Genomic DNA, 20,364 nt, shown 5'->3' on the forward strand with positions numbered 1-20,364 from the left:
GGGCACCGCCAGAGAAGGATTATGCTTTCGAGGGTAATTTTGTGCTGCGTGACCTGATCGCCAATGGGGAGCTGATGCGGACGATTTCGCTGCCGCGCGGGCGCCAGCGGCTGCATGCCATGCCGACAAGCACCGGCTATGAGGTGCGCGAGGACGAAACCTACGACTGGGATGGAAGAAAGCGTGGCCAGACCCCGTTCACGGTGCTCCAGCATACAATCAGCGGCACCGGGCAGCTGCGCTACGAGAGCCGCAACTACCGCCTGCAGGCGAACGACACGCTGCTGGTCCTGGTGCCGCACAACCATCGCTACTGGCTGGCCAAGGGCGACCGCTGGGAATATTTCTGGATCTCGATGAATGGCGAGGAGGCGCTGCGCATCCACAAGTCGATCCTCAGCGTCTCCGGCCCGGTGTTCCGGCTGCAGCCGGCGACCGTCGATCACCTTGCCGATTGCAGCCTGCGGCTCATCAAGGGAGCGGCTTCGCCCGGCGCGGCGTCGGCGATCGCCTATGAGGCGGCGATGGCGCTCTACGACGACATCTTCGGCTCGCCCGCCTTCACGGAGAAGCAGAGCGCCATGCAGCCGGTCATCGACCACATCAACGCCAATCTCGACAAGCCGCTGCCGGTGGCGGAACTGGTGGAGATCAGCGGCCTCAGCCGCGCCCACTTCTCGCGCTGCTTCGCCGAGAGCGAAGGATTGCCGCCGGCGGAATTCGTGCTGCAGCAGCGCCTGCAGCGGGCGGCGAAGCTGCTCACCAAGGCCGATTTCCTGCCGGTCAAGGAGGTCGCGGTGCTGTGCGGGTTCGAGGACGCGAACTACTTCTCCAAGGTCTTTCGCCGCTGCTACGGCATCAACCCGACGCAGTTCCGCACCACCGGCATGTATGCCAGCCTCGGCAACCATCGCTGATGCTTGGGATTCAGTGCCGCCTGTGGTCGAGGGCGGTCGACGCGGTCTTGACCGGATCGGCGGCGGCAAAGGCCGCGTCGATCTGTTCGGGTGTGCGCTGCTCGGTCCGCTTCCAGGCGACATATTGCACGATGCCGAAGCTCGGCCGCCGCGGCACCGTCTTCACCACAGGCATGCGGAAGCCGTCGCGGAATTTCTCCCAGCGCGCGCCGAGCACCGCGACCAATTCCTCGACGGTCGGCGGCGTTGCCACATCGGCATAGGTGATGGTGACCTTGCCGGCGAGGGCTTTTTCGCGCGAGAGCGGCACCGGGATCGAGGCGAGATAGTCGGCCGGCACGTCGAGCAGTCCGCCAGAGGCCCATTGCCGGCGCAGATCATCGGCGCTCATCGGCGCAACGCTGACGTCGATGTCGTTGGGCGTGCCGGGCACGCGGTAGGGGCAGCGGAAACGGCCGCAATTCGCCTGCGCCGAGAATTGCCACAGCGCGTAGCCCTGCCAGTTGCCCATCGGGAAATGCACGTCGATGTCGGGCTTGTAGCGCGCATACCAGAGCGGCAGCCGCGACAGCAGGCGATACTGGTAACGGTTGTCGGCGATGTACTGGGCGGTCTTGCCGTTGACATAGAGCACCGGGAACCGGCCGACGCGGCGATGCACCTGGCGCACGAATTCCTCGGCGTCCTCCAGCGACATCCATTGCGTCGCATCGATGCCTTCGATGTCGAGGGCCATCAGCTCGTCCGGCGCCGGTTCGGCGAAATCGATGAAATTGTTGGCCTGCTCGACCGGGTTGCCGGGGCGGGCCAGGTGATACGCGCCCCATTTCAGGCCGAGCGCCTTGGCCACCACCTTGCGCGTCTGGAACAATTCGCGCGTCACCGCGTAGCGCTTCCACTGCGCCTTGCAGAGTTTGACGTCGGCCTCGGCGCCGAAGCAGAAATAGGGCGGCGGCAGCCCGTCGGACGCCTTGTTGATGAAGCCGGCGATGCGCTTGTCGGTGATAAGCTGCTGCCAGTCGATCGAATTGTATTCATAGGCGTCGATCACCAGCGGGCGGTCGGCATTCTTCCACGGCTCGGAGAAATCCGAGGCCTTTGCCGCCGTGCCCAGCACTATCGCCGCAGCGATCAGCGCCAGGCGGCGAAGAGGGCGCGCCGGCTTTTTCAATCAGGGTGTCCCCACTGACCAGGGAACGATCCTGAACCGCTATGGTTAAGGAAGTGCTTCACAACATCGGCTTGCTTCGGTCCGTTCCGGAACGTCAAAAAAGTATCGCTCGGGTGGACAAGCCGTGGTGGCAGGGGCTTCAATTGCCGCCTAAGCTTTCAATCGAGGCGGCCAGTTGGAAGAGACGGGCCCGCCTGACGAAGCGCAGCAACCGGTCACAAGACCGGACCCGCGCGGGGAGGAAAATGAACATGAATCCGGACCTGGAAGTCGTCCAGATCAGACAGGGAGAGTCGTTCAAGGCCTGGGCCCACGGCTATCCTTTCCGGACCGTGCGCTGGCACTTTCATCCCGAATACGAGCTGCATCTGGTCGTCGCCACCACCGGCCGCTATTTCGTTGGCGACTTCATCGGCGAGTTCGAGCCGGGCAATCTGGTGCTCACCGGGCCGAACCTGCCGCACAATTGGGTCAGCGACGTGCCGCCGGGCGAGACCGTGCCGCTGCGCGGCCGCGTCGTGCAGTTCTCCGAAGAATTCATCGCCAGCGCTTCAGCCGCCTTGCCCGAACTTGCCGCCTGCGCCGGCATCCTCGAGACCAGCCGCCGCGGCGCGCTGTTCTCGCCGGCGACGGCCGAGCTTGTGGCGCCTCTGCTGGCGGAACTGACCGAGGCGCAGGGCGTGCGTCGCCTGTCGCTGTTCATGGCCGTGCTCGATATATTGAACCGCGCCAGTGACGTCCGCACGCTGGCCAGCGCCGGCTATCTGCCCGACCCCTCCGGCTTCATGTCGGCAGGCATCAACCAGGCGCTCGCCTACATCAATTGCCACCTGACCGAGCCGTTCAGCGAAGGGACGCTGGCCGAGATCGCCGGGCGCAGCCCGAGCGCCTTCTCGCGCAGCTTCCGCCGCCACACCGGCATGGCGCTGGTGCAATATGTCAACCGGCTGCGCATCAACCTCGCCTGCCAGCTGTTGATGAGCGAGGCGCAGATGTCGATCACCGAGATCTGCTACGCCGCCGGCTACAACAACATCTCGAATTTCAACCGCCAGTTCTTGGCGCAGAAAGGCATGTCGCCTTCGCGCTTCAGGGCCTTGCTGGCTGAGAACATTAACGCGGAGATCGCCGCCTAACAGGGAGGAACCGGGAGGAGCCTAAAAGCATTCCGGTCCGAAGATCTTTCGTCCGGAATTGCATCGAACAAAGAAACACTCAGGGAAGGAAGACGCGGGGTGCAGCGCGCCCGGTGCTGGAGATCGTTTGTCCTGAAATCCAGCACTTCAGGAGGATGTTTGCGCGGCTTGCCGGGATCGGATCGATCCTCAGCCGCCGCCGATCATACTCCTTGCAACAGTTCGACATGCAGTCAAGGCCTGGCGCGTCGTCCACCGCGCAGGTCCTCGTGAAACCATTTCTCGAAACGGAGACATTCGAATGACCAGACATGCTTGGAAATCACGGTTTGCCTTAAAATCGACGATCGCGACCGTTTTCGCCGTCTCGCTGCTCGGCAGCACGGCGGCATTCGCCGACACGGTCACCGACGCCACGGTTGCCTTTCTGATGCCCGACCAGGCGTCGACCCGCTACGAGCAGCACGACTATCCGGGCTTCGTGGCCGAGATGAAGAAGCTCTGCCCCGGATGCAAGGTGATCTACCAGAACGCCGATGCGGATGCGGCGCGCCAGCAGCAGCAGTTCAATTCGGTAATCTCGCAAGGCGCCAAAGCGATCGTGCTCGATCCGGTCGATTCCACTGCCGCCGCCTCGCTGGTCAAGCTGGCCCAGAGCCAGGGCGTCAAGGTGATCGCTTACGACCGGCCCATTCCGACGGCGCCCGCCGATTTCTACGTGTCCTTCAACAATGAAGGCATCGGCAAGGCGATCGCGGATTCGCTGGTCGAGCATCTCAAGGCGCTCAAGGTCGACCCTGCCAATGGCGGCCTGCTGCAGATCAACGGCTCGCCGACCGACGCGGCCGCCGGTCTGATCAAGAAGGGCATCCACGAAGGCCTCGACAACAGCGGCTATCCGATTCTGGCCGAGTTCGACACGCCGGAATGGGCGCCGCCGAAGGCCCAGCAATGGGCGAGCGGCCAGATCACCCGCTTCGGCGCCAAGATCCTCGGCGTCGTCGCAGCCAATGACGGCACCGGCGGCGGCGCGATCGCTGCCTTCAAGGCGGCCGGCGTCGATCCGGTTCCGCCAGTGACCGGCAACGACGCGACCATCGCGGCGCTGCAACTGATCATCGCCGGCGACCAGTACAACACCATCTCCAAGCCGAGCGAGATCGTCGCGGCGGCCGCGGCCAACGTCGCCGTCAAGCTCTTGTCGGGCGAGACGCCGAAGGCCGAGATGACGCTCTATGACACGCCCTCGCAGCTCTTCACGCCGGCGGTGGTGACGCAGGAGAACCTCAAGGCCGAGATCATCGATAAGAAGATCAATACGGCCGCCGAGCTCTGCGTCGACCGCTATGCCGAAGGCTGCAAGAAGCTCGGCATCACCAACTGATCAAGTGGCATCCGGCCGCCCCGCGGCGGCCGGATGTCCAGGCAACAACTGTCAAGAAAGGCGGCGCATGAGCGAAAGTCCTGAAAGGTCGGCATCCGTCGGCGAGCTGGTGCTCAGCCTGCGCGGCATATCGAAGAATTTCGGCGCCGTCTCGGCGCTGACCGATATCGATTTCGACGTCCACGCCGGCGAGGTCGTTGCCTTGGTCGGCGACAACGGCGCCGGCAAGTCGACCCTGGTCAAGATCCTGGCCGGCGTGCATCAGCCGAGCTCGGGAACGATCAATTTCCGCGGCCGGCCGGTGACGCTGCCCGACCCGCGCGCAGCGCTGACGCTCGGCATCGCCACGGTGTTCCAGGACCTCGCGCTTTGCGAAAACCTCGATGTCGTCGCCAACATTTTCCTCGGCAACGAGATCAGCCCGCTGCGACTGGACGAGGTGGCGATGGAGATGCGCGCCTGGACGCTGCTCAACGAATTGTCGGCGCGCATTCCGAGCGTGCGCGAGGCGGTCGCCTCGCTGTCCGGCGGCCAGCGCCAGACGGTGGCGATCGCGCGCTCGCTGCTGCTCGAGCCGAAACTCATCCTGCTCGACGAGCCGACCGCCGCGCTCGGCGTCGCCCAGACGGCGGAAGTGCTCAACCTTATCGACCGCGTCCGCGCGCGCGGTCTCGGCGTCGTCATGATCAGCCACAACATGGAGGATGTCCGCGCCGTCGCCGACCGCATCGTCGTGCTGAGGCTCGGGCGCAACAACGGCGTCTTCGAGCCGGATGCCTCGAACCAGGATTTGGTGAGCGCCATCACCGGCGCGTCCAACAACGCGGTCTCGCGCCGCGCCGAGCGCCTGCGGGCGGAACGCGACCACAGCGCACAGGCGGGGGAGCAGCGCCCATGACGGAGCAAGGCAATTTGGCCCCACTGGCGCTTGACCGAGCCGACGCGCGCGTCAAGCATGAAGCCGGCATCGGCGGAGCGGTCCGCGCCTTCCTCGATCGGGTGCGCAGCGGCGATCTCGGCTCGCTGCCGGTCATCGTCGGCCTCGTGGTGATCTGGACGGTCTTCACCAGCCTCAACCCGGTGTTCGTTTCGAGCAGCAATCTGGTCAATCTCCTGTTCGATTGCTCGACCGTCGGCATCATTGCGCTCGGCATCGTCTGCGTGCTGATGGTCGGCGAGATCGACCTGTCCGTCGGCTCGATCAGCGGCTTCGCCTCGGCAATGGTCGGCACGCTGTGGGTCAACCAGGGCTGGCCGGTCGCGCTGGCGATCCTGGCCGCGCTGGCCTTCGGCGCCCTGATCGGCGCGCTCTATGCCTTGCTGTTCAACCGCCTCGGCATGCCGAGCTTCGTTTCAACGCTGGCCGGCCTGCTCGCTGTGCTGGGCATGCAGCTCTACATCCTCGGCTCCACCGGCTCGATCAACCTGCCCTACGGCTCCGCTTTGGTGGATTTCGGCCAGCTGATGGTGATGCCGAAATGGGTCTCGCACACGCTTGCCGCGATCCCGGGTTTGGCGATGCTGGTCAGCGGGCTTCGCACCTTCGCGCGCCGACGCGCGGCCAATCTGTCGACGCCGTCCGTGACCGGGCTCGTCCTGCGCGTCGCCGCCATAACGATCGGCCTCGAGCTGATCGTCGCCTACCTCAACCAGTCACGCGGTATCCCGTGGATGTTCGGTCTCTTCGTCGGCCTCGTCGTGGCGATGAACTATGCGCTGACCCGGACCAAATGGGGGCGCTCGATGACCGCCGTCGGCGGCAACCGCGAGGCGGCGCGGCGCGCCGGCATCAAGGTGCGCGCCATCTATCTCAGCGCCTTCGCGCTGTGCTCGCTGTTCGCCGCGCTGGGCGGCGTGCTTGCAGCCGCCAGGCTCGCTTCCGCCAGCCAGCAGGCCGGCACCGGCGACGTCAATTTGAACGCCATCGCGGCCGCGGTCATCGGCGGCACCAGCCTGTTCGGCGGCCGCGGCAGCGCCTATTCCGCGCTGCTCGGCATCATCGTCATCCAGTCGATCGCCAGCGGGCTGACGCTGCTCGATCTGTCCTCATCGCTTCGATACATGATCACCGGTGCCGTTCTGGCAATCGCCGTGATCGTCGACTCCCTCGCGCGCCGTTCCCGTGCCTCGCACGGCCGCGCCTGATCCGTTCAAACGAGAAGGGTACACATGGCTCAAGATCTTTCGGGAAAAGTCGCCGCGGTCACCGGCGCGGCATCGGGCATCGGCCTCGAATGCGCCAGGGCGATGCTTGCCGCCGGCGCCCGCGTCGTGCTGATCGACCGGGCCGAGGACCGGCTGAAGGAGGTCGTCGCCGAGCTCGGCGACGGCGCGATCCCGCTGGTGATCGACCTCACCACCCCCGCCAGCGTGGCGACCATGCTGCCCGGCATCCTCGACAAGGCTGGCCAGCTCGACATTTTCCACGCAAATGCCGGCTCCTATGTCGGCGGCGAGATCCTCAACGGTGATCCGGATGCCTGGGACCGCATGCTGAATCTCAACATCAACTCGGTATTCCGTTCGGTGCATGCGGTGCTGCCGCACATGGTCGGACGCAAGACTGGCGACATCATCGTCACCAGCTCGATCGCCGGGCTGGTGCCCGTCGTCTGGGAGCCGGTCTACACGGCCTCCAAGCACGCCATCCAGGCCTTCGTCCACACGCTGCGCCGGCAGGTCGCCAAGCACGGCCTGCGCGTCGGCGCTGTGGCGCCCGGCCCGGTGGTGACGGCGCTGATCAGCGATTGGCCGAAGCAGAAGCTCGAGGACGAGCTGGCGGCCGGCGGGCTGATGCAGCCTGTCGAGGTCGCGGAAGCCGTCCTGTTCATGCTGACGCGGCCGAGAAACATCACCATCCGGGATCTGGTGATCCTGCCGCAGAGCAACGACCTGTGATGAAGGAAGGGAGTAGGGCAGTAAGGCAGTAGGGCAGTAGGGCAGTATGTGAAGCACTATCGCCCTTGCGACCGACTGTTCACGACTGACAATCTCCTACTGCCCTACTGCCCTACTGCCCTACTGCCCTACTGCCCTACCTCTGAGGTTCCCCCATGCCTTCCCACTTCCTCGGCATCGATGTAGGCACCGGCAGCGCGCGCGCCGGCGTCTTTGACGAGCGCGGCGAGTTGCTCGCTTCAGCCAAGCGCGACATAGCGCTCTTCGTCGAGCCCGGCGAGATCGCCGAGCAGTCCAGTCGCGACATCTGGCAGGCGGTATGCGCCACCGTGCGCGAGGCGGTCGCGAAGGCGGGCGTCGATCCCCGGGAGATCGGCGGTATTGGCTTCGACGCGACCTGTTCCCTGGTGGTGGTCGGCGACGATGGCGAGCCGCTGCCCGTGGGCCGTTCCGGAGACAGCGATCGAAACATCATCGTCTGGATGGACCATCGCGCCCTCGACCAGACCAGGCGCATCAATGCCGGCCACCATTCCGTGCTAGACTATGTCGGGGGCGTCATCTCGCCTGAGATGGAAACGCCAAAGCTTTTGTGGCTGAAGGAGAACCTGCCCGCGACCTTCGCCAGTGCGAAGCATTTCTTGGACCTTGCCGATTACCTGACCTGGCGCGCCACCGGCAGCCTTGCCCGTTCGGTCTGCACGCTCGCCTGCAAATGGACCTATCTCGGCCATGAGCGGCGCTGGGACGACAGCTATTTTTATTCCGTCGGGCTCGGCGAGCTTGCGGATGAGGGATTTGCCCGCATCGGAACCGAAGCGGTCGACCCTGGCACCACGGTGGGTGGCGGCCTGACAGAAGCGGTCGCGGCCGAACTGGGGCTGGTCGCGGGCACGGTCGTCGCCGCCGGGCTGATCGACGCTCATGCCGGCGGTGTCGGCACCGTGGGTGCTGCCGGCGATGCCGGCACCATCACCTCGCGCATGGCCTATGTGCTGGGCACCTCGGCCTGCACCATGGCGAGCAGCCAAGGCCCGGCCTTCGTTCCGGGCGTATGGGGGCCCTATTACTCCGCCATGGTGCCTGGCTTATGGCTGAGCGAGGGCGGTCAGTCGGCGGCCGGCGCGGCCATCGATCTGCTGGTGCATTTCCACCCCGCCGCAGCCGAGGCTGCCACGCGCGCCGCGGGGGAAGGCAGATCGCTGGTCGATTGGCTGGCTGCGGCCGCCACGGCAAATTCGCCCGACCTTTCGGCCGCCGCCTCGCTTGCCGGAAGCATCCACGTCGTGCCAGAATTCCTCGGCAACCGTTCGCCCTTGGCCGACCCGGATGCGCGCGGCCTGATCGCCGGGCTCGGCACCGACCGCTCCATCGACAGCCTCGTCGGCCTCTACGTGGCCGGGCTTTGCGGCCTCGGCTACGGCGTCCGTCAGATCGTGGCGGCGATGGCGTCGTCGGGCCTTGGCGTCGACACCATCGTCATCAGCGGCGGCGCCGGGCAGTCGCCGCTGGTGCGCCAGCTCCTCGCCGACGCCGCCGGCCTGCCGGTCGCTGCCTCGCAATCGCCTGAACCGGTGCTGCTTGGCGCCGCGATGCTCGGAGCGGTGGCATCTGGCCGCTATCCCGATTTGTCGACAGCGATGCCTGCAATGTCACGGCTTGGCGAGGTTTTTACACCTGCGTCGGGCGACATCCGCGCTTGGCACGACAAGCGTTACGAAGCCTTCCTGGCGCTGCAGGCGGTAGGCCGCAGCATACGCTGAGGAATCGATCAGCGCCTAAACGGCGACGAAACCTCGAATGGACCGGGCGCCGGCTCCCGCTCCGCCCGTGGATGTCGACGTCAATGCAAAATCCGCGTGACAAAGTTTGACGTTTACGTAAAAAGAAGGTGCGAGGCCGACCCAAAGGTTGATGGCTTCGCTCCGGCTATGCGGTACGATTGGCTGGAACGCAGGAGGAGCAGACATGTATCGCGCACCGGTCGAGAATATCGCCTTCACGCTGAAGCACGTGGCGGGGCTGAAGCCGGCGCTGGATGCCGGCACCTTCGGCGATCTTGGCGAGGATATTGTCGACGCGATCCTGGCCGAAGCCGGCCGCTTCGCTAGCGAGGAGGTCGCTCCCCTCTACAAGATCGGCGACGAGCATGGCACGGTGCTGAAGGACGCGGCCGTCACCACGCCGCCCGGCTGGAAGGAGCTTTACCGGCGCTGGATCGAAGGCGGCTGGAATGCGCTGTCCGGGCCAGAGGAATTCGGCGGCCAGGGTCTGCCGACGATGCTCGGCGTCGCCGCACTCGAAATGTGGAACTCCGCCGCCATGGCTTTCGGCATTGGCCCGACTTTGACCATGGGTGCGGTCGAGGCGCTCGACAAGCACGCGTCGGCGGAACTCAAGGCCAAATATCTCGCAAAGCTCGTCTCCGGCGAGTGGATGGGTACGATGAACCTGACCGAGCCGCAGGCGGGCTCGGACCTCGCGGCTCTGCGCAGCCGCGCCGAGCCCGTCGGCGACGGCACCTACCGCATCTTCGGCCAGAAGATTTTCATCACCTATGGCGAGCATGATTTCACGGACAACATTGTGCATCTGGTGCTGGCGCGGTTGCCCGACGCGCCCGCCGGTACGCGCGGCATCTCGCTGTTTCTGGTGCCGAAGTTCTTCGTCAACGACGATGGCTCACTCGGCGCTCGCAACGACGTCTTCTGTTCCGGCCTAGAGCACAAGCTCGGTATCCATGCCTCGCCGACCTGCACCATGATCTATGGCGACGGTTTTCGGGGCGCGACGCCGGGCGCCATTGGCTGGCTGATCGGCGAGGAGAACAAGGGGCTGGCCTGCATGTTCACCATGATGAACAACGCCCGCTTGGCCGTCGGCATGCAGGGCGTGGCCGTCGCCGAGACCGCGACGCAGAAGGCGATCGCCTATGCCAATGAGCGCCGCCAGGGCAAGGCTTCCGCCTATTCGGGTTCCGGCATGGCGCCGATCGTGTATCACCCGGACGTGCAGCGCAATCTGCTGACCATGAAGGCGCTGACCCAGATCGCCCGCTCGATCAGCTATTCCTGCGCCCATGCGATCGACCGCGCGCGCGTCGGCGAGGGCGAGGCCGCGGCCAAATGGCACGACCGCGCCAGCCTGTTGACGCCGCTGGCGAAGGCCTTTTCGACCGATATCGGCGTCGAGGTCGCCTCGCTGGGCGTCCAGGTGCATGGCGGCATGGGCTTCATCGAGGAGACGGGCGCCGCCGCCCTTTATCGCGACGCCCGCATCGCGCCGATCTATGAAGGCACCAACGGCATCCAGGCGATCGATCTCGTCTCGAGAAAGCTGCCGCTCGGCGGCGGTGAGCACGTGCATTGCTACATCGGCGAGTTGAAAGCGGTGGCCGATGCCGTGCGCACCTCCAACATCGAAGGCTTCGGCCGCACCGCCGACAATCTCGACCGCGCGCTGGCCGATCTAGACGAGGCGACGCGCTTCCTGCAAAAACTGCTCGCCGACGGCAAGGCGGAAGCCGCGATGGCCGGCGCGACGCCCTATCTGCGCCTGATCTCGCTGGCCGCCGGCGGCGCCTATCTGGCGCAAGGCGGGCTGGCCGATCGCGGCCGCATCGCGCTTTGCCGCTTCTTCGCCGAAAATCTGCTCGGCGAGACGCGCGCCCTGAAGGAGCGCGTCACCGACGGCGCCGAAAGCCTCGCCGTCGCCGGCAAGGCTCTGATTTCTGCTTAAGCACCCCGATGCTCAAAGGACCAGCCGTGACAGATCATATCCTCGTCGAGCGCCAGGGCGCCGTGCAGATCATCCGCATCAACCGCCCAGACAAGAAGAACGCGCTGACGCGCGCCATGTACGCCAAAATGTCGGCGGCGCTCACCGAAGGCGATGCCGATCCGGCGGTCCGTGTGCATGTCTTCCTCGGCGTTCCAGGCGCCTTTTCCGCCGGCAACGACCTCGCCGATTTCCTGGTCATCGCCACCGGCGGCGAGGGCGGCGAGGAGGTGTGGGATTTCCTGATGGCGCTGGCCAGGGCGCAGAAGCCAATGGTGTCGGGCGTCGACGGCATCGCCGTCGGCATCGGCACCACGCTCAATCTGCATTGCGACCTGACCTTCGCCACGCCGCGCACGCTGTTCCGCACGCCCTTCGTCGATCTCGGCCTGGTGCCGGAGGCTGGCTCGAGCCTGATCGCGCCGCAACTTCTGGGACGGCAGGGCGCCTTCGCGCTACTGGGGCTCGGCGAGGGCTTTTCGGCCGAGCGCGCCAAGGCCACCGGCATGATCTATGAGGTGGTCGCCGAGGACACGCTGGAGAGCGCGGTGCTGGCCGCCGCCGACGGCATCGCCGCCAAGCCGCCGCAGGCGCTGAAGATCGCGCGCGACCTGATGCGCGAACCGCGCGAAGCGCTCATCGCCCGCATCAAGGTCGAAGCCGAGCATTTCCGCGAGCGCCTGACATCCGAAGAGGCCCGCGCCGCGCTGACCGCCTTCATGACGCGCAAGAAGAGCTGAACGCGTCGCCCACGCCCCTCAGGGATAAAGCCTGGTCTTGTCCCAGCCGCCGGCGGCATTGCGTGAAAACACGACACGGTCATGCAGGCGGAACGGCCGGTCGTGCCAGAACTCGATCGTCTGCGGCACGATACGGAAGCCCGACCAGTGTTTTGGCCGCGGGATCTCGCCGATCGCGTAGCGCGCCGTGTATTCGGCCACCGCCTTCTCCAGCGCGAAGCGGCTCTCCAGCGGCCGCGACTGTTTCGAGGCCCAGGCGCCGATGCGGCTGCCGCGCGGGCGCGTGGCGTAATAGGCGTCGGCCTCGGCGTCGCTGACGATCTCCACCGGCCCGCGCACGCGCACCTGGCGGCGCAGCGATTTCCAGTGGAAGCACATCGCCGCCTTCATGCTGCCAAGAATCTCGCGGCCCTTGGCGCTCTCGAAATTCGTGTAGAAGACAAACCCCTTTTCGTCGAACCCCTTGAGCAGCACCATCCGCACATCCGGCATGCCGTCGGCGTCGACGGTCGCCAGAGCGACGCCGTTGGGATCGTTGGGCTCGCTTTTGGTTGCGTCCTCCAGCCATGCGGCGAAGAGCCGGAACGGCTCCGCGGCTTCGGTGAAGTCACCTGTTGTTAACTCGGTTTCGTTCATAGTTTTCCAAATTTTTAACATTGCGGGAGGAGTTCGCCGATTGTCGCGTATCGCGCAAGCTTTTGACAGCGGGCAATGGAGCGTTATCGCTTCGGCCAGCGCCAAGGCTGCGCTGCTGACGTTGGCGCTTCCCCTTGCCGCCTGCGGCGCCGGCGGCTTCAGCTTGCAAAAGGCCGAGGTCGACCGCTCGATCATCACCTCCAGCGCGCAGTCCTCGCCAGCCGCCCCGGCAGTCTCCGACCAGGACTCAGACCAGACCACCATCGGCAACGCGGTTTCTTCCGCCGACATCAAGGAGCTTGGCGGCCAGACGGTGCCATGGGCTAATGCCGGCACCGGCTCGCGCGGCACGATCACAGAACTGGTCGAGCTGAAGGACGGCGGCCTGACCTGCCGCCGCTTCAGCGCCACGCGCGAGAGCTTCGACGGCGTCGCCCTTTACAAGGGCGAGCTGTGCCTCGCCGGCGCCGGCGGCTGGCGCATGCAGGAGTTCAAGGCGCTTTGATTTGGGCGCTTTGAGTTTCACGCGCTAATTGCCCTTGCGCCACTGGAATTTCTTCCTATGCGAGCGCATATAGGGGGCGACCACAAATCCAATCTCTAGCAGGCAGGAAGTATGCGCGACCCCTATGAGGTGCTGGGCGTTGCCAAGAACGCATCGGCCAAGGACATAAAATCGGCTTACCGCAAGCTCGCCAAGAAATATCATCCGGACCAGAATCCGAATGATCCCAAGGCGAAGGACCGTTTTGCCGCCGCCAACCAGGCTTACGAGATCGTCGGCGACGACAAGACGCGCGCCGCCTATGATCGCGGCGAGATCGACGCCGACGGCAAGCCGAAATTCCAGGGTTTCGAGGGTGCGGCCGGTGGCGACCCGTTCGCCGGGTTCCGCCGTCAACAGGGCCCGGGAGGCGCGCATTTCGAATTCCGCACCGGGCGCCCGGGCGGCGATCCGTTCGACGGCAACAGTGATATCTTCAGCCAGATCTTCGGCGATGCCTTTTCCGGCGCCCGCGGCGGCAGGGGCAGCGATCGTCGCCAGCCGGTGCAGGCGGCCGACCTCAACGTCACCATGGACATCAGCGTGGAGGAGGCCGCCACCGCCGATAAGGTGACGGCGATGTTCCCCGACGGCCGCAAGGTGGCGGTCAAGCTGCCCTCCTATGTCGAGGACGGCCAGACGATCCGCCTGAAAGGACAGGGCGAGCAGGGTCCGGGCCAGCCCGGCGACGCGCTGGTCAAGATCCATATCCGCCGCCACCCGCGCTACCGCATCGAGGGGCGCGACCTGCATGTCGATCTGCCCGTCGATCTGGCCGACGCCGTGCTCGGCGCCAAGGTGGCGGTCGAGACGCCGACCGGCAAGCTCGCGGTCAACGTGCCGGCATGGTCGAGCTCGGACAAGGTGCTGCGCCTCAAGGGCAGGGGCCTGCCGGAAAAAGCCGGCGGCCATGGCGATCTCTATGCCCATGTGCGGCTGATGCTGCCCGAAGGCGGCGATGCCGAGCTTGAGGCCCTGATGCGCCGCCAAAAAGGCTGATCGGCGGAATTTTGTTCCTGTTACAGTGTCTTTTGAGCGCTTGAAGGGGCTCTGTGCCTGTGCGATAGGGCTCTCCACAAAGCAGATATTCTTGCGGAGAGCTTGCACATGGCAGGTGGACAGGGCCTGATGGCCGGCAAGCGAGGCCTGATCCTAGGCGTCGCCAACAATCGGTCGATCGCTTTCGGCATCGCCAAGGCTTGTGTCGATCACGGCGCCGAAATCGCGCTGACCTATCAGGGCGAGGCCTTCAAGAAGCGCGTCGAGCCGCTCGCGGCAGAGCTCAACGCGCATGTCGCTGGACATTGCGACGTGACCGACCCGGAAAGCCTCGACGCGGTCTTTGCCGACATCGCCGAGCATTGGGGCAAGCTCGACTTCCTCGTCCATGCCATTGCCTTCTCCGACAAGGACGAGCTCACCGGCCGCTATGTCGAGACGACGCGCGACAATTTCCTGCGCACCATGGACATTTCGGTGTTTTCCTTCACCACCATCGCCAAGCGCGCCGAGCCGCTGATGACCGACGGCGGCTCGCTTTTGACGCTGACCTATTACGGCGCCGAGAAGGTGATGCCGCACTACAACGTCATGGGCGTCGCCAAGGCGGCGCTGGAAGCCAGCGTGCGCTATCTCGCCGTCGACCTCGGCGCCAAGAAGATCCGCGTCAACGCGATCTCGGCCGGGCCGATCAAGACGCTCGCTGCCTCCGGTATCGGCGATTTCCGCTACATCCTGAAGTGGAACGAGTATAATTCGCCGCTGAAGCAGACGGTGACGCAGGAAGAGGTCGGCGATTCCGGCGTCTATTTCCTGTCGGACCTGTCGCGCGGCGTGACCGGCGAGGTCCATCACGTCGATTCCGGCTACCACGTCGTCGGCATGAAGGCGGTCGACGCGCCGGATATCTCGACCGTCAAGGACTGATCCTTTCCGCCTATCCAGCGTCCAAGCAATTCCAGGAAAAGTGCGAAGCGGTTTTCCGTCCGGAATTGCTTGCAAAAGCAAATAGCGTCCGACCTCGGAAGACCTGATGTATCCGCTCGTCTACATCGCGCGCCACGGCCAGACCGAGTGGAATACCCAGCGTCGCCTGCAGGGTCAGGCCGACACCGACATCAATGAGCTTGGACGCCAGCAGGCGACTGCCAACGGACGGCGCCTGGCCGCGACGATCGGCAAAGGTGAGGATTTCGACTTTGTCACAAGTCCGATGCGGCGCACATGCGAAACCATGGAACTGATGCGCGCGGCAATGGGGCTCGACCCGCTCGCTTACCGGACGGAGCCGCGTCTGGTGGAATTGAGTTTCGGCGAATGGCAGGGTTTTACGTTTCGGGAGCTCGAGGCCCGGCATCCTGGATCCACGCATGGCCGCCGCGCCGCCAAATGGGATTTCCAGCCGCCCGGCGAGGGCGCGGAAAGCTACGAGATGCTGCTCGAACGGGTGAAGCCTTGGTTCGACGCGCTTGACCGGCAGACGGTGTGCGTCACCCATGGCGGCGTGATGCGCTGCCTTTTCCGCTTCGTCGAGGGCATATCCAAGAACGACGCGGCCGCCCTCGAGATCCCACAGGACCGCCTGCTCCGGCTGGAGGGCCGCAGCCTGGAGTGGCTGTAGTCCAGGTGCGGCCTGAAAGTCGTCATCCCTGGGCGTAGCGACGCGAAGCGGAGCGAAGACCCAAGGATCCATGTCGTGACCTCAGCCGAACACTAAAAACGGCGTAGAAAGGTCGTTCTGCACCGCTGCAAAGCTCTGACGTAACGGCATGGATTCCGGGGTCTGCGCGCGTCGCTGCGCTCCTTGCGTCGCCCTGGAATGACGAAGCTTTGGCGTCCCGGCCAGTTTCCAAACACCGACGGTGCGCGGTGGCCAGAACCTCGCGGCGCGGCGAATTCAGGTCAGGCCGAGCCGAAAATGGTGGGTTCCGAGAACCGGAGCGGAGCGCACTCTTCGTACGTGAACACCGGAAGCGCAGGAAGCCGCCATTTGCAGGCCGGCCTCACCTGAATTTAGTTCTGGTCGCTGTCGGGCAACTGCATATCCGTCACGACATTCTCGCCATTGCTCACGTCATAGGCGATGACGATGTCCATGCCCGGCTTCAGCGAGTCGACATCGGTTTCGGCGTTGAGCTTGTAGGCCTTTCCGTCGTCCAGCGTCAGCGTCAGCGTGTCCTTGTCGACCTTCTTGATCAGGCCTTCGGTCTGGCCGGCGAACGCGGCGGCGGTGGAAATCAGCAGCATGGTGCAGGCGGCGCCAATCAGGGTACGCATCGTCGTCCTCTTAGGTCATTGCGCCGGCTCGTCAGCGGCGGGTCCTCAACGGCGGATGGGAAGAGAGCAGAAACCAACCGAATGTGTCAAAACTAAATCCGCCACATCACAGTTTGATGCATCCGATCACCGTTTGACCACTGTGGAAAACGCCAATAGAAGGCAGCCGTAGCCGGTCTCGTCACCGGATAGGGCGTTTTTCATGTCGCACAACACATTCGGCCACCTTTTCCGCGTCACCACCTGGGGCGAAAGCCATGGCGCCGCGCTCGGCTGCGTTGTCGACGGCTGCCCGCCCGGCATCCGCTTCAGGCGCGAGGACATCCAGGCCGAGCTCGACCGCCGCCGCCCCGGACAGTCGCGCTTCGTCACCCAGCGCCGCGAGCCGGACGAGGTCAAGATCCTGTCCGGCTTCATCCTCGACGAGGACGGCGAGACGATGATCACCACCGGAACGCCGGTATCGATGCTGATCGAGAATGTCGACCAGCGTTCCAAGGATTATGGCGAGATCGCCCGCCAATACCGGCCAGGCCATGCCGACTATACCTATGACGTCAAATACGGCCTGCGCGATCATCGCGGCGGCGGCCGTTCGTCTGCACGCGAGACGGCGGCGCGGGTCGCGGCCGGCGCCCTGGCGCGCAGGGTTGTGCCCGGCATGACGGTGCGCGGCGCGCTGGTCTCGATGGGCGAAAAGTCCATCGATCGCGCCAACTGGAACTGGAATTTCGTCGGCGACGCCGAAAACCCGTTCTTCACCCCGGATCCGGCCTCGGTTCCGGTCTTCACCCAATATCTCGACGGCATCCGCAAGGCCGGCTCCTCGGTCGGCGCGGTGATCGAGATCGTCGCCGACGGCGTGCCGCCGGGTCTCGGCGCGCCGATCTACGCCAAGCTCGATCAGGATATTGCGTCCGGCCTGATGTCGATCAACGCCGTCAAGGGCGTCGAGATCGGCAACGGCTTCGAGGCGGCCCGCATCACCGGCGAACAGAACGCCGACGAGATGCGCATGGGCAATGACGGCAAGCCGGTGTTTTTGTCAAACAATGCCGGCGGCATATTGGGCGGCATCTCCACGGGACAGCCGATCGTCGCCCGCTTCGCCGTCAAGCCGACCTCGTCGATCCTGACGCCGCGCAAATCCATCGACAAGGATGGCAAGGATGTCGATGTGATGACCAAGGGCCGCCACGACCCGTGCGTCGGCATCCGCGCCGTGCCGATCGGCGAGGCCATGGTTGCCTGCGCGATCGCCGATCATTATCTGCGGCACAGAGGACAGACAGGGAAGGGAGTAGGGGAGTAAGGCAGTAGGGGAGTATGTTAACGCTTGCCCGGTGGCCAACTTTTTCCTTTTCCCTACTCCCTTACTGCCCTATTCCCCTACTCCCTTGCGAGCGAAGCGAGCGCCCATGCCTTACGACCAGAAGAAGATCGTCGAAGCGATCCGCGCCTTCGAGCGCGGCGAGATCGTTGTCGTTATGGACGATGACGGGCGCGAGAACGAGGGCGATCTGATCGTCGCCGCCGTGCATTGCACGCCGGAGAAGATGGCCTTCATCGTGCGCAACACCTCCGGCATCGTCTGCACGCCGATGCTGCGCGAGGATGCGAGACGGCTGAACCTCGCGCCGATGGTGGCGGACAATGACTCCGCCCACACCACCGCCTTCACCGTCAGCGTCGATTTCAAGCATGGCACCACGACAGGCATTTCCGCCGACGACCGCACGCTCACCGTGCGCAATCTCGCCAATGGCAATGTCGGCCCGTCGGATTTCGTGCGCCCCGGCCACATTTTCCCGCTGATCGCGCGCGAAGGCGGTGTCTTGATGCGCTCCGGTCATACCGAGGCCGCGGTCGATCTTTGCAAGCTTGCCGGCCTGCCGCCGGTCGGCGTCATCTCCGAGCTGGTCAATGACGACGGCACCGTCAAGCGCGGGCCGCAAGTGCAGGCTTTCGCCGAGGAGCATGGCCTGAAGCAGGTTTCGGTGGCCGACCTCATCGCCTACCGCCAGCGCAAGGAAACGCTGGTCCAGCGCGTCGCCTGTTCCGACATCGAAACGCCCGGCGGCAAGGCGCAAGCCTTCACCTACACGCTGCCATGGGATTCCATGCACCACCTGGCGGTGGTCTTCGGCGACATCCGCGACGGCGAGGAGGTGCCGGTGCGCCTGCATCCGGAGGATGTCGTGACCGACGTGTTCGGCACCAGCCACCGGCTCGACGGCATCATGAAGGCGATGGGCGAGCGCAGGCGCGGTGTTATCGTCTATCTGCGCGAAGGCTCGGTCGGCGTCGCCCACCAGGAGCGCAAGCGGCCGCTAAGCGGCGACCGCGAGGATCACGAAGAGGCCCGCCGCCGCGAGAACGAATGGCGCGAGATCGGCCTCGGCGCGCAGATCCTGAAGGATCTCGGCATCTCGTCGATCAACCTGATCGCTTCACGCGAGCGCCATTATGTCGGCCTCGAGGGCTTCGGCATCCACATCGCCAAGACCGAGATTATGTAGCTGGCTGACGCCTCCGCGACGTCGTCAACCATGGGCGGACCGACGCGATGGCCGAATACCGTCACTCCGCCGGCGCCACCGCTCGGCCTCTGTCCACATCGCAATCCGTCGCCAGCCGGCATTGCCCGGCTAGCACGGTCGCCAGCGCGATAGCACCCGCCGCCACGGAAACCCAGAACCCGTTCTGCGGACCGAAAGTGTCGACCATCCAGCCGGCGGCGAAGGAGCCCAGCGCCATGCCGATGCCGATGCCGGTCGTCACCCACGTGACGCCCTCGGTCAGCATGGCCGGCGGCACGTGGCGTTCGATCAGGCCGAAAGCGGTGATGAAGGTCGGCGAGATCGCGACGCCGCTGACGAAGACCGCTACCGCCAGCGTCGGCACCGTGTCGACGAAAAGCAGCGGCAGCGTGGTGAGCGCGATCACGGTGACCGCCACCGCCAATTGCCGCTGCAGCGGTGCCTTCAGGCTGAGCGCGCCGACGATGATGCCGAGCACGAAGGATCCCAGCGCATAGACGCCGATGACCAGGCTCGCCGCCTCGGGCTGGCCAAGCGCCTTGGTGATGGCGACCGTTGTCACTTCCGTGGTGGCGAAGGTCGCGCCGACGAAGATCAGCGCGAAGGTGATGATCTGCACCGGCCGCAGGCGGATCGCCGAACCGGTCGCGCCATGCTCGACCAGGCGGACAGGCGGCTCCGTCGAGCGCTGCAGCAGGAATGCAGCTGAGCCGAGCGCTAAAAGGAACGTGCTGACTACCATGCCGGCTTCGGGGAACAGCGCGGCGCTCAAGCCCACCGACAGCGAGGCGCCGGCGACATAAACCAGTTCGTCGGCCGCCGATTCGAAGGCGAAGGCGGTGTTCAACTCCGGCCGGTCGCGAAAAATCTCGGTCCAGCGCGCCCTGACCAGGGCAGGAACGCTGGGCACGGTGGCGGCAAGCAGCGCCGACCCGAACAAGGTCCAGGCCGGCCAGTGCTGATTGGCCGCCACGATCAACGTCGCGAAGGCAAGCACCGAGACAAGCGTCATGGGTGCCGCGATCGCCGTCTGGCCGCGCCGGTCCACCAGCCGCGACACCTGCGGCGAAAGGAAAGCATTGACCAGCGCGTAGGTGGCCGAGACCGCGCCGGCCAGCCAGTATTCGCCATGCGTCTGCGACAGCATCGCGACGATACCGATCGGCGCCATGGCGATCGGCAGGCGGGCGATGAAGGCGGCGGCGGCGAAGCCTTTCGTGCCGGGAGCCCGAAAGATGTCCGCATAGGGGTTTCGCATGATCCTGCTCCTCGACAAGGGTGTATACCACAACTACATACGTTGCGTATGAGTGTGAGATAGTTCATACGTTGCGTATGTCAATTG

At 65.1% G+C, this 20,364-nt stretch carries 19 protein-coding genes; 15 read left to right on the forward strand and 4 right to left on the reverse strand.

Annotated features, from left to right (window positions below; all coding sequences use genetic code 11):
- Positions 1-74: 74 nt before the first annotated feature.
- Complete coding sequence (locus EN862_RS12360; RefSeq protein WP_127867283.1) at positions 75-917, forward strand: AraC family transcriptional regulator; 843 nt, start codon at positions 75-77, stop codon at positions 915-917.
- A 10-nt stretch (positions 918-927) separates the two neighbouring features.
- Here the strand turns inward: EN862_RS12360 and EN862_RS12365 are convergent, their stop codons facing one another.
- Entirely contained in the window at positions 928-2,088 is a 1,161-nt protein-coding gene (locus EN862_RS12365) for a glycoside hydrolase family 25 protein (protein WP_127867051.1), read from the reverse strand.
- Between the two features lie 251 nt (positions 2,089-2,339).
- Here EN862_RS12365 and EN862_RS12370 point away from each other — a divergent pair, with 251 nt between their 5' ends.
- The 8 genes from EN862_RS12370 (at position 2,340) to EN862_RS12405 (ending at position 12,023) form a co-directional block, all read left to right on the forward strand.
- The gene (locus EN862_RS12370) at positions 2,340-3,224 is read left to right on the forward strand and encodes an AraC family transcriptional regulator (RefSeq protein ID WP_127867284.1); all 885 of its coding nucleotides are present in this window, start codon (positions 2,340-2,342) and stop codon (positions 3,222-3,224) included.
- A 301-nt stretch (positions 3,225-3,525) separates the two neighbouring features.
- Entirely contained in the window at positions 3,526-4,608 is a 1,083-nt protein-coding gene (locus EN862_RS12375; RefSeq protein ID WP_127867052.1) for a sugar ABC transporter substrate-binding protein, read from the forward strand.
- A gap of 67 nt (positions 4,609-4,675) precedes the next feature.
- Complete coding sequence (locus tag EN862_RS12380; protein WP_127867053.1) at positions 4,676-5,506, forward strand: ATP-binding cassette domain-containing protein; 831 nt, start codon at positions 4,676-4,678, stop codon at positions 5,504-5,506.
- On the forward strand, positions 5,503-6,753 hold the full coding sequence (locus EN862_RS12385) for a sugar ABC transporter permease (RefSeq protein WP_127867054.1): 1,251 nt from the start codon (positions 5,503-5,505) through the stop codon (positions 6,751-6,753). The genes EN862_RS12380 and EN862_RS12385 overlap by 4 nt, the downstream gene beginning before the upstream one ends.
- A gap of 24 nt (positions 6,754-6,777) precedes the next feature.
- Complete coding sequence (locus tag EN862_RS12390; protein ID WP_127867055.1) at positions 6,778-7,506, forward strand: SDR family oxidoreductase; 729 nt, start codon at positions 6,778-6,780, stop codon at positions 7,504-7,506.
- Positions 7,507-7,661: 155 nt separating this feature from the next.
- Positions 7,662-9,269, forward strand: coding sequence for an FGGY-family carbohydrate kinase (locus tag EN862_RS12395; protein ID WP_127867056.1), 1,608 nt, complete (start codon positions 7,662-7,664; stop codon positions 9,267-9,269).
- 205 nt (positions 9,270-9,474) lie between these two features.
- Positions 9,475-11,244, forward strand: coding sequence for an acyl-CoA dehydrogenase family protein (locus EN862_RS12400; protein ID WP_127867057.1), 1,770 nt, complete (start codon positions 9,475-9,477; stop codon positions 11,242-11,244).
- 26 nt (positions 11,245-11,270) lie between these two features.
- Positions 11,271-12,023 carry a crotonase/enoyl-CoA hydratase family protein gene (locus EN862_RS12405; RefSeq protein ID WP_127867058.1) on the forward strand — a complete coding sequence of 251 codons (753 nt, stop codon included), beginning with the start codon at positions 11,271-11,273 and terminating at the stop codon, positions 12,021-12,023.
- Positions 12,024-12,041: 18 nt separating this feature from the next.
- On the opposite strand, the gene pdxH is transcribed toward EN862_RS12405, so the two are convergent.
- Entirely contained in the window at positions 12,042-12,659 is a 618-nt protein-coding gene (pdxH, locus tag EN862_RS12410; protein ID WP_127867059.1) for a pyridoxamine 5'-phosphate oxidase, read from the reverse strand.
- A 40-nt stretch (positions 12,660-12,699) separates the two neighbouring features.
- On the opposite strand from pdxH, the gene EN862_RS12415 reads away from it, so the two are divergent.
- From EN862_RS12415 to EN862_RS12430, 4 genes are all read left to right on the forward strand, one after another.
- Positions 12,700-13,164, forward strand: a complete 465-nt coding sequence (locus EN862_RS12415) for an RT0821/Lpp0805 family surface protein (protein ID WP_127867060.1) — start codon at positions 12,700-12,702, stop codon at positions 13,162-13,164.
- Positions 13,165-13,275: 111 nt separating this feature from the next.
- On the forward strand, positions 13,276-14,202 hold the full coding sequence (locus EN862_RS12420; protein WP_127867061.1) for a J domain-containing protein: 927 nt from the start codon (positions 13,276-13,278) through the stop codon (positions 14,200-14,202).
- 108 nt (positions 14,203-14,310) lie between these two features.
- Complete coding sequence (fabI, locus tag EN862_RS12425) at positions 14,311-15,129, forward strand: enoyl-ACP reductase FabI (RefSeq protein WP_126078577.1); 819 nt, start codon at positions 14,311-14,313, stop codon at positions 15,127-15,129.
- Positions 15,130-15,235: 106 nt separating this feature from the next.
- Positions 15,236-15,823, forward strand: a complete 588-nt coding sequence (locus tag EN862_RS12430; RefSeq protein ID WP_127867062.1) for a histidine phosphatase family protein — start codon at positions 15,236-15,238, stop codon at positions 15,821-15,823.
- Between the two features lie 392 nt (positions 15,824-16,215).
- Here EN862_RS12430 and EN862_RS12435 read toward each other — a convergent pair whose 3' ends face one another.
- Positions 16,216-16,479: a DUF1344 domain-containing protein gene (locus EN862_RS12435; RefSeq protein ID WP_127867063.1), complete on the reverse strand. Its 264-nt coding sequence runs from the start codon at positions 16,477-16,479 to the stop codon at positions 16,216-16,218.
- A gap of 202 nt (positions 16,480-16,681) precedes the next feature.
- On the opposite strand from EN862_RS12435, the gene aroC reads away from it, so the two are divergent.
- Positions 16,682-17,791 carry a chorismate synthase gene (gene aroC, locus EN862_RS12440; RefSeq protein WP_127867064.1) on the forward strand — a complete coding sequence of 370 codons (1,110 nt, stop codon included), beginning with the start codon at positions 16,682-16,684 and terminating at the stop codon, positions 17,789-17,791.
- Positions 17,792-17,897: 106 nt separating this feature from the next.
- Positions 17,898-18,998, forward strand: coding sequence for a 3,4-dihydroxy-2-butanone-4-phosphate synthase (ribB, locus tag EN862_RS12445; protein ID WP_127867065.1), 1,101 nt, complete (start codon positions 17,898-17,900; stop codon positions 18,996-18,998).
- Between the two features lie 61 nt (positions 18,999-19,059).
- Here the strand turns inward: ribB and EN862_RS12450 are convergent, their stop codons facing one another.
- Positions 19,060-20,277 (reverse strand): MFS transporter, encoded by a 1,218-nt coding sequence (locus EN862_RS12450; RefSeq protein ID WP_127867066.1) that lies wholly within the window; start codon positions 20,275-20,277, stop codon positions 19,060-19,062.
- Between the last annotated feature and the right edge of the window lie 87 nt (positions 20,278-20,364).

This window comes from Mesorhizobium sp. M2E.F.Ca.ET.219.01.1.1, from assembly GCF_004016445.2.
Lineage (GTDB): Bacteria > Pseudomonadota > Alphaproteobacteria > Rhizobiales > Rhizobiaceae > Mesorhizobium.

Bases quoted from the DNA above. Each gene is read 5' to 3' on its own strand.
- EN862_RS12360 (WP_127867283.1), top strand. From the start codon at position 75: ATGCGGACGATTTCGCTGCCGCGCGGGCGCCAGCGGCTGCATGCCATG.
- EN862_RS12370 (WP_127867284.1), top strand. From the start codon at position 2,340: ATGAATCCGGACCTGGAAGTCGTCCAGATCAGACAGGGAGAGTCGTTC.
- EN862_RS12375 (WP_127867052.1), top strand. From the start codon at position 3,526: ATGACCAGACATGCTTGGAAATCACGGTTTGCCTTAAAATCGACGATC.
- EN862_RS12380 (WP_127867053.1), top strand. From the start codon at position 4,676: ATGAGCGAAAGTCCTGAAAGGTCGGCATCCGTCGGCGAGCTGGTGCTC.
- EN862_RS12385 (WP_127867054.1), top strand. From the start codon at position 5,503: ATGACGGAGCAAGGCAATTTGGCCCCACTGGCGCTTGACCGAGCCGAC.
- EN862_RS12390 (WP_127867055.1), top strand. From the start codon at position 6,778: ATGGCTCAAGATCTTTCGGGAAAAGTCGCCGCGGTCACCGGCGCGGCA.
- EN862_RS12395 (WP_127867056.1), top strand. From the start codon at position 7,662: ATGCCTTCCCACTTCCTCGGCATCGATGTAGGCACCGGCAGCGCGCGC.
- EN862_RS12400 (WP_127867057.1), top strand. From the start codon at position 9,475: ATGTATCGCGCACCGGTCGAGAATATCGCCTTCACGCTGAAGCACGTG.
- pdxH (WP_127867059.1), bottom strand. From the start codon at position 12,659: ATGAACGAAACCGAGTTAACAACAGGTGACTTCACCGAAGCCGCGGAG.
- EN862_RS12420 (WP_127867061.1), top strand. From the start codon at position 13,276: ATGCGCGACCCCTATGAGGTGCTGGGCGTTGCCAAGAACGCATCGGCC.
- fabI (WP_126078577.1), top strand. From the start codon at position 14,311: ATGGCAGGTGGACAGGGCCTGATGGCCGGCAAGCGAGGCCTGATCCTA.
- EN862_RS12430 (WP_127867062.1), top strand. From the start codon at position 15,236: ATGTATCCGCTCGTCTACATCGCGCGCCACGGCCAGACCGAGTGGAAT.
- EN862_RS12435 (WP_127867063.1), bottom strand. From the start codon at position 16,479: ATGCGTACCCTGATTGGCGCCGCCTGCACCATGCTGCTGATTTCCACC.
- aroC (WP_127867064.1), top strand. From the start codon at position 16,682: ATGTCGCACAACACATTCGGCCACCTTTTCCGCGTCACCACCTGGGGC.
- ribB (WP_127867065.1), top strand. From the start codon at position 17,898: ATGCCTTACGACCAGAAGAAGATCGTCGAAGCGATCCGCGCCTTCGAG.
- EN862_RS12450 (WP_127867066.1), bottom strand. From the start codon at position 20,277: ATGCGAAACCCCTATGCGGACATCTTTCGGGCTCCCGGCACGAAAGGC.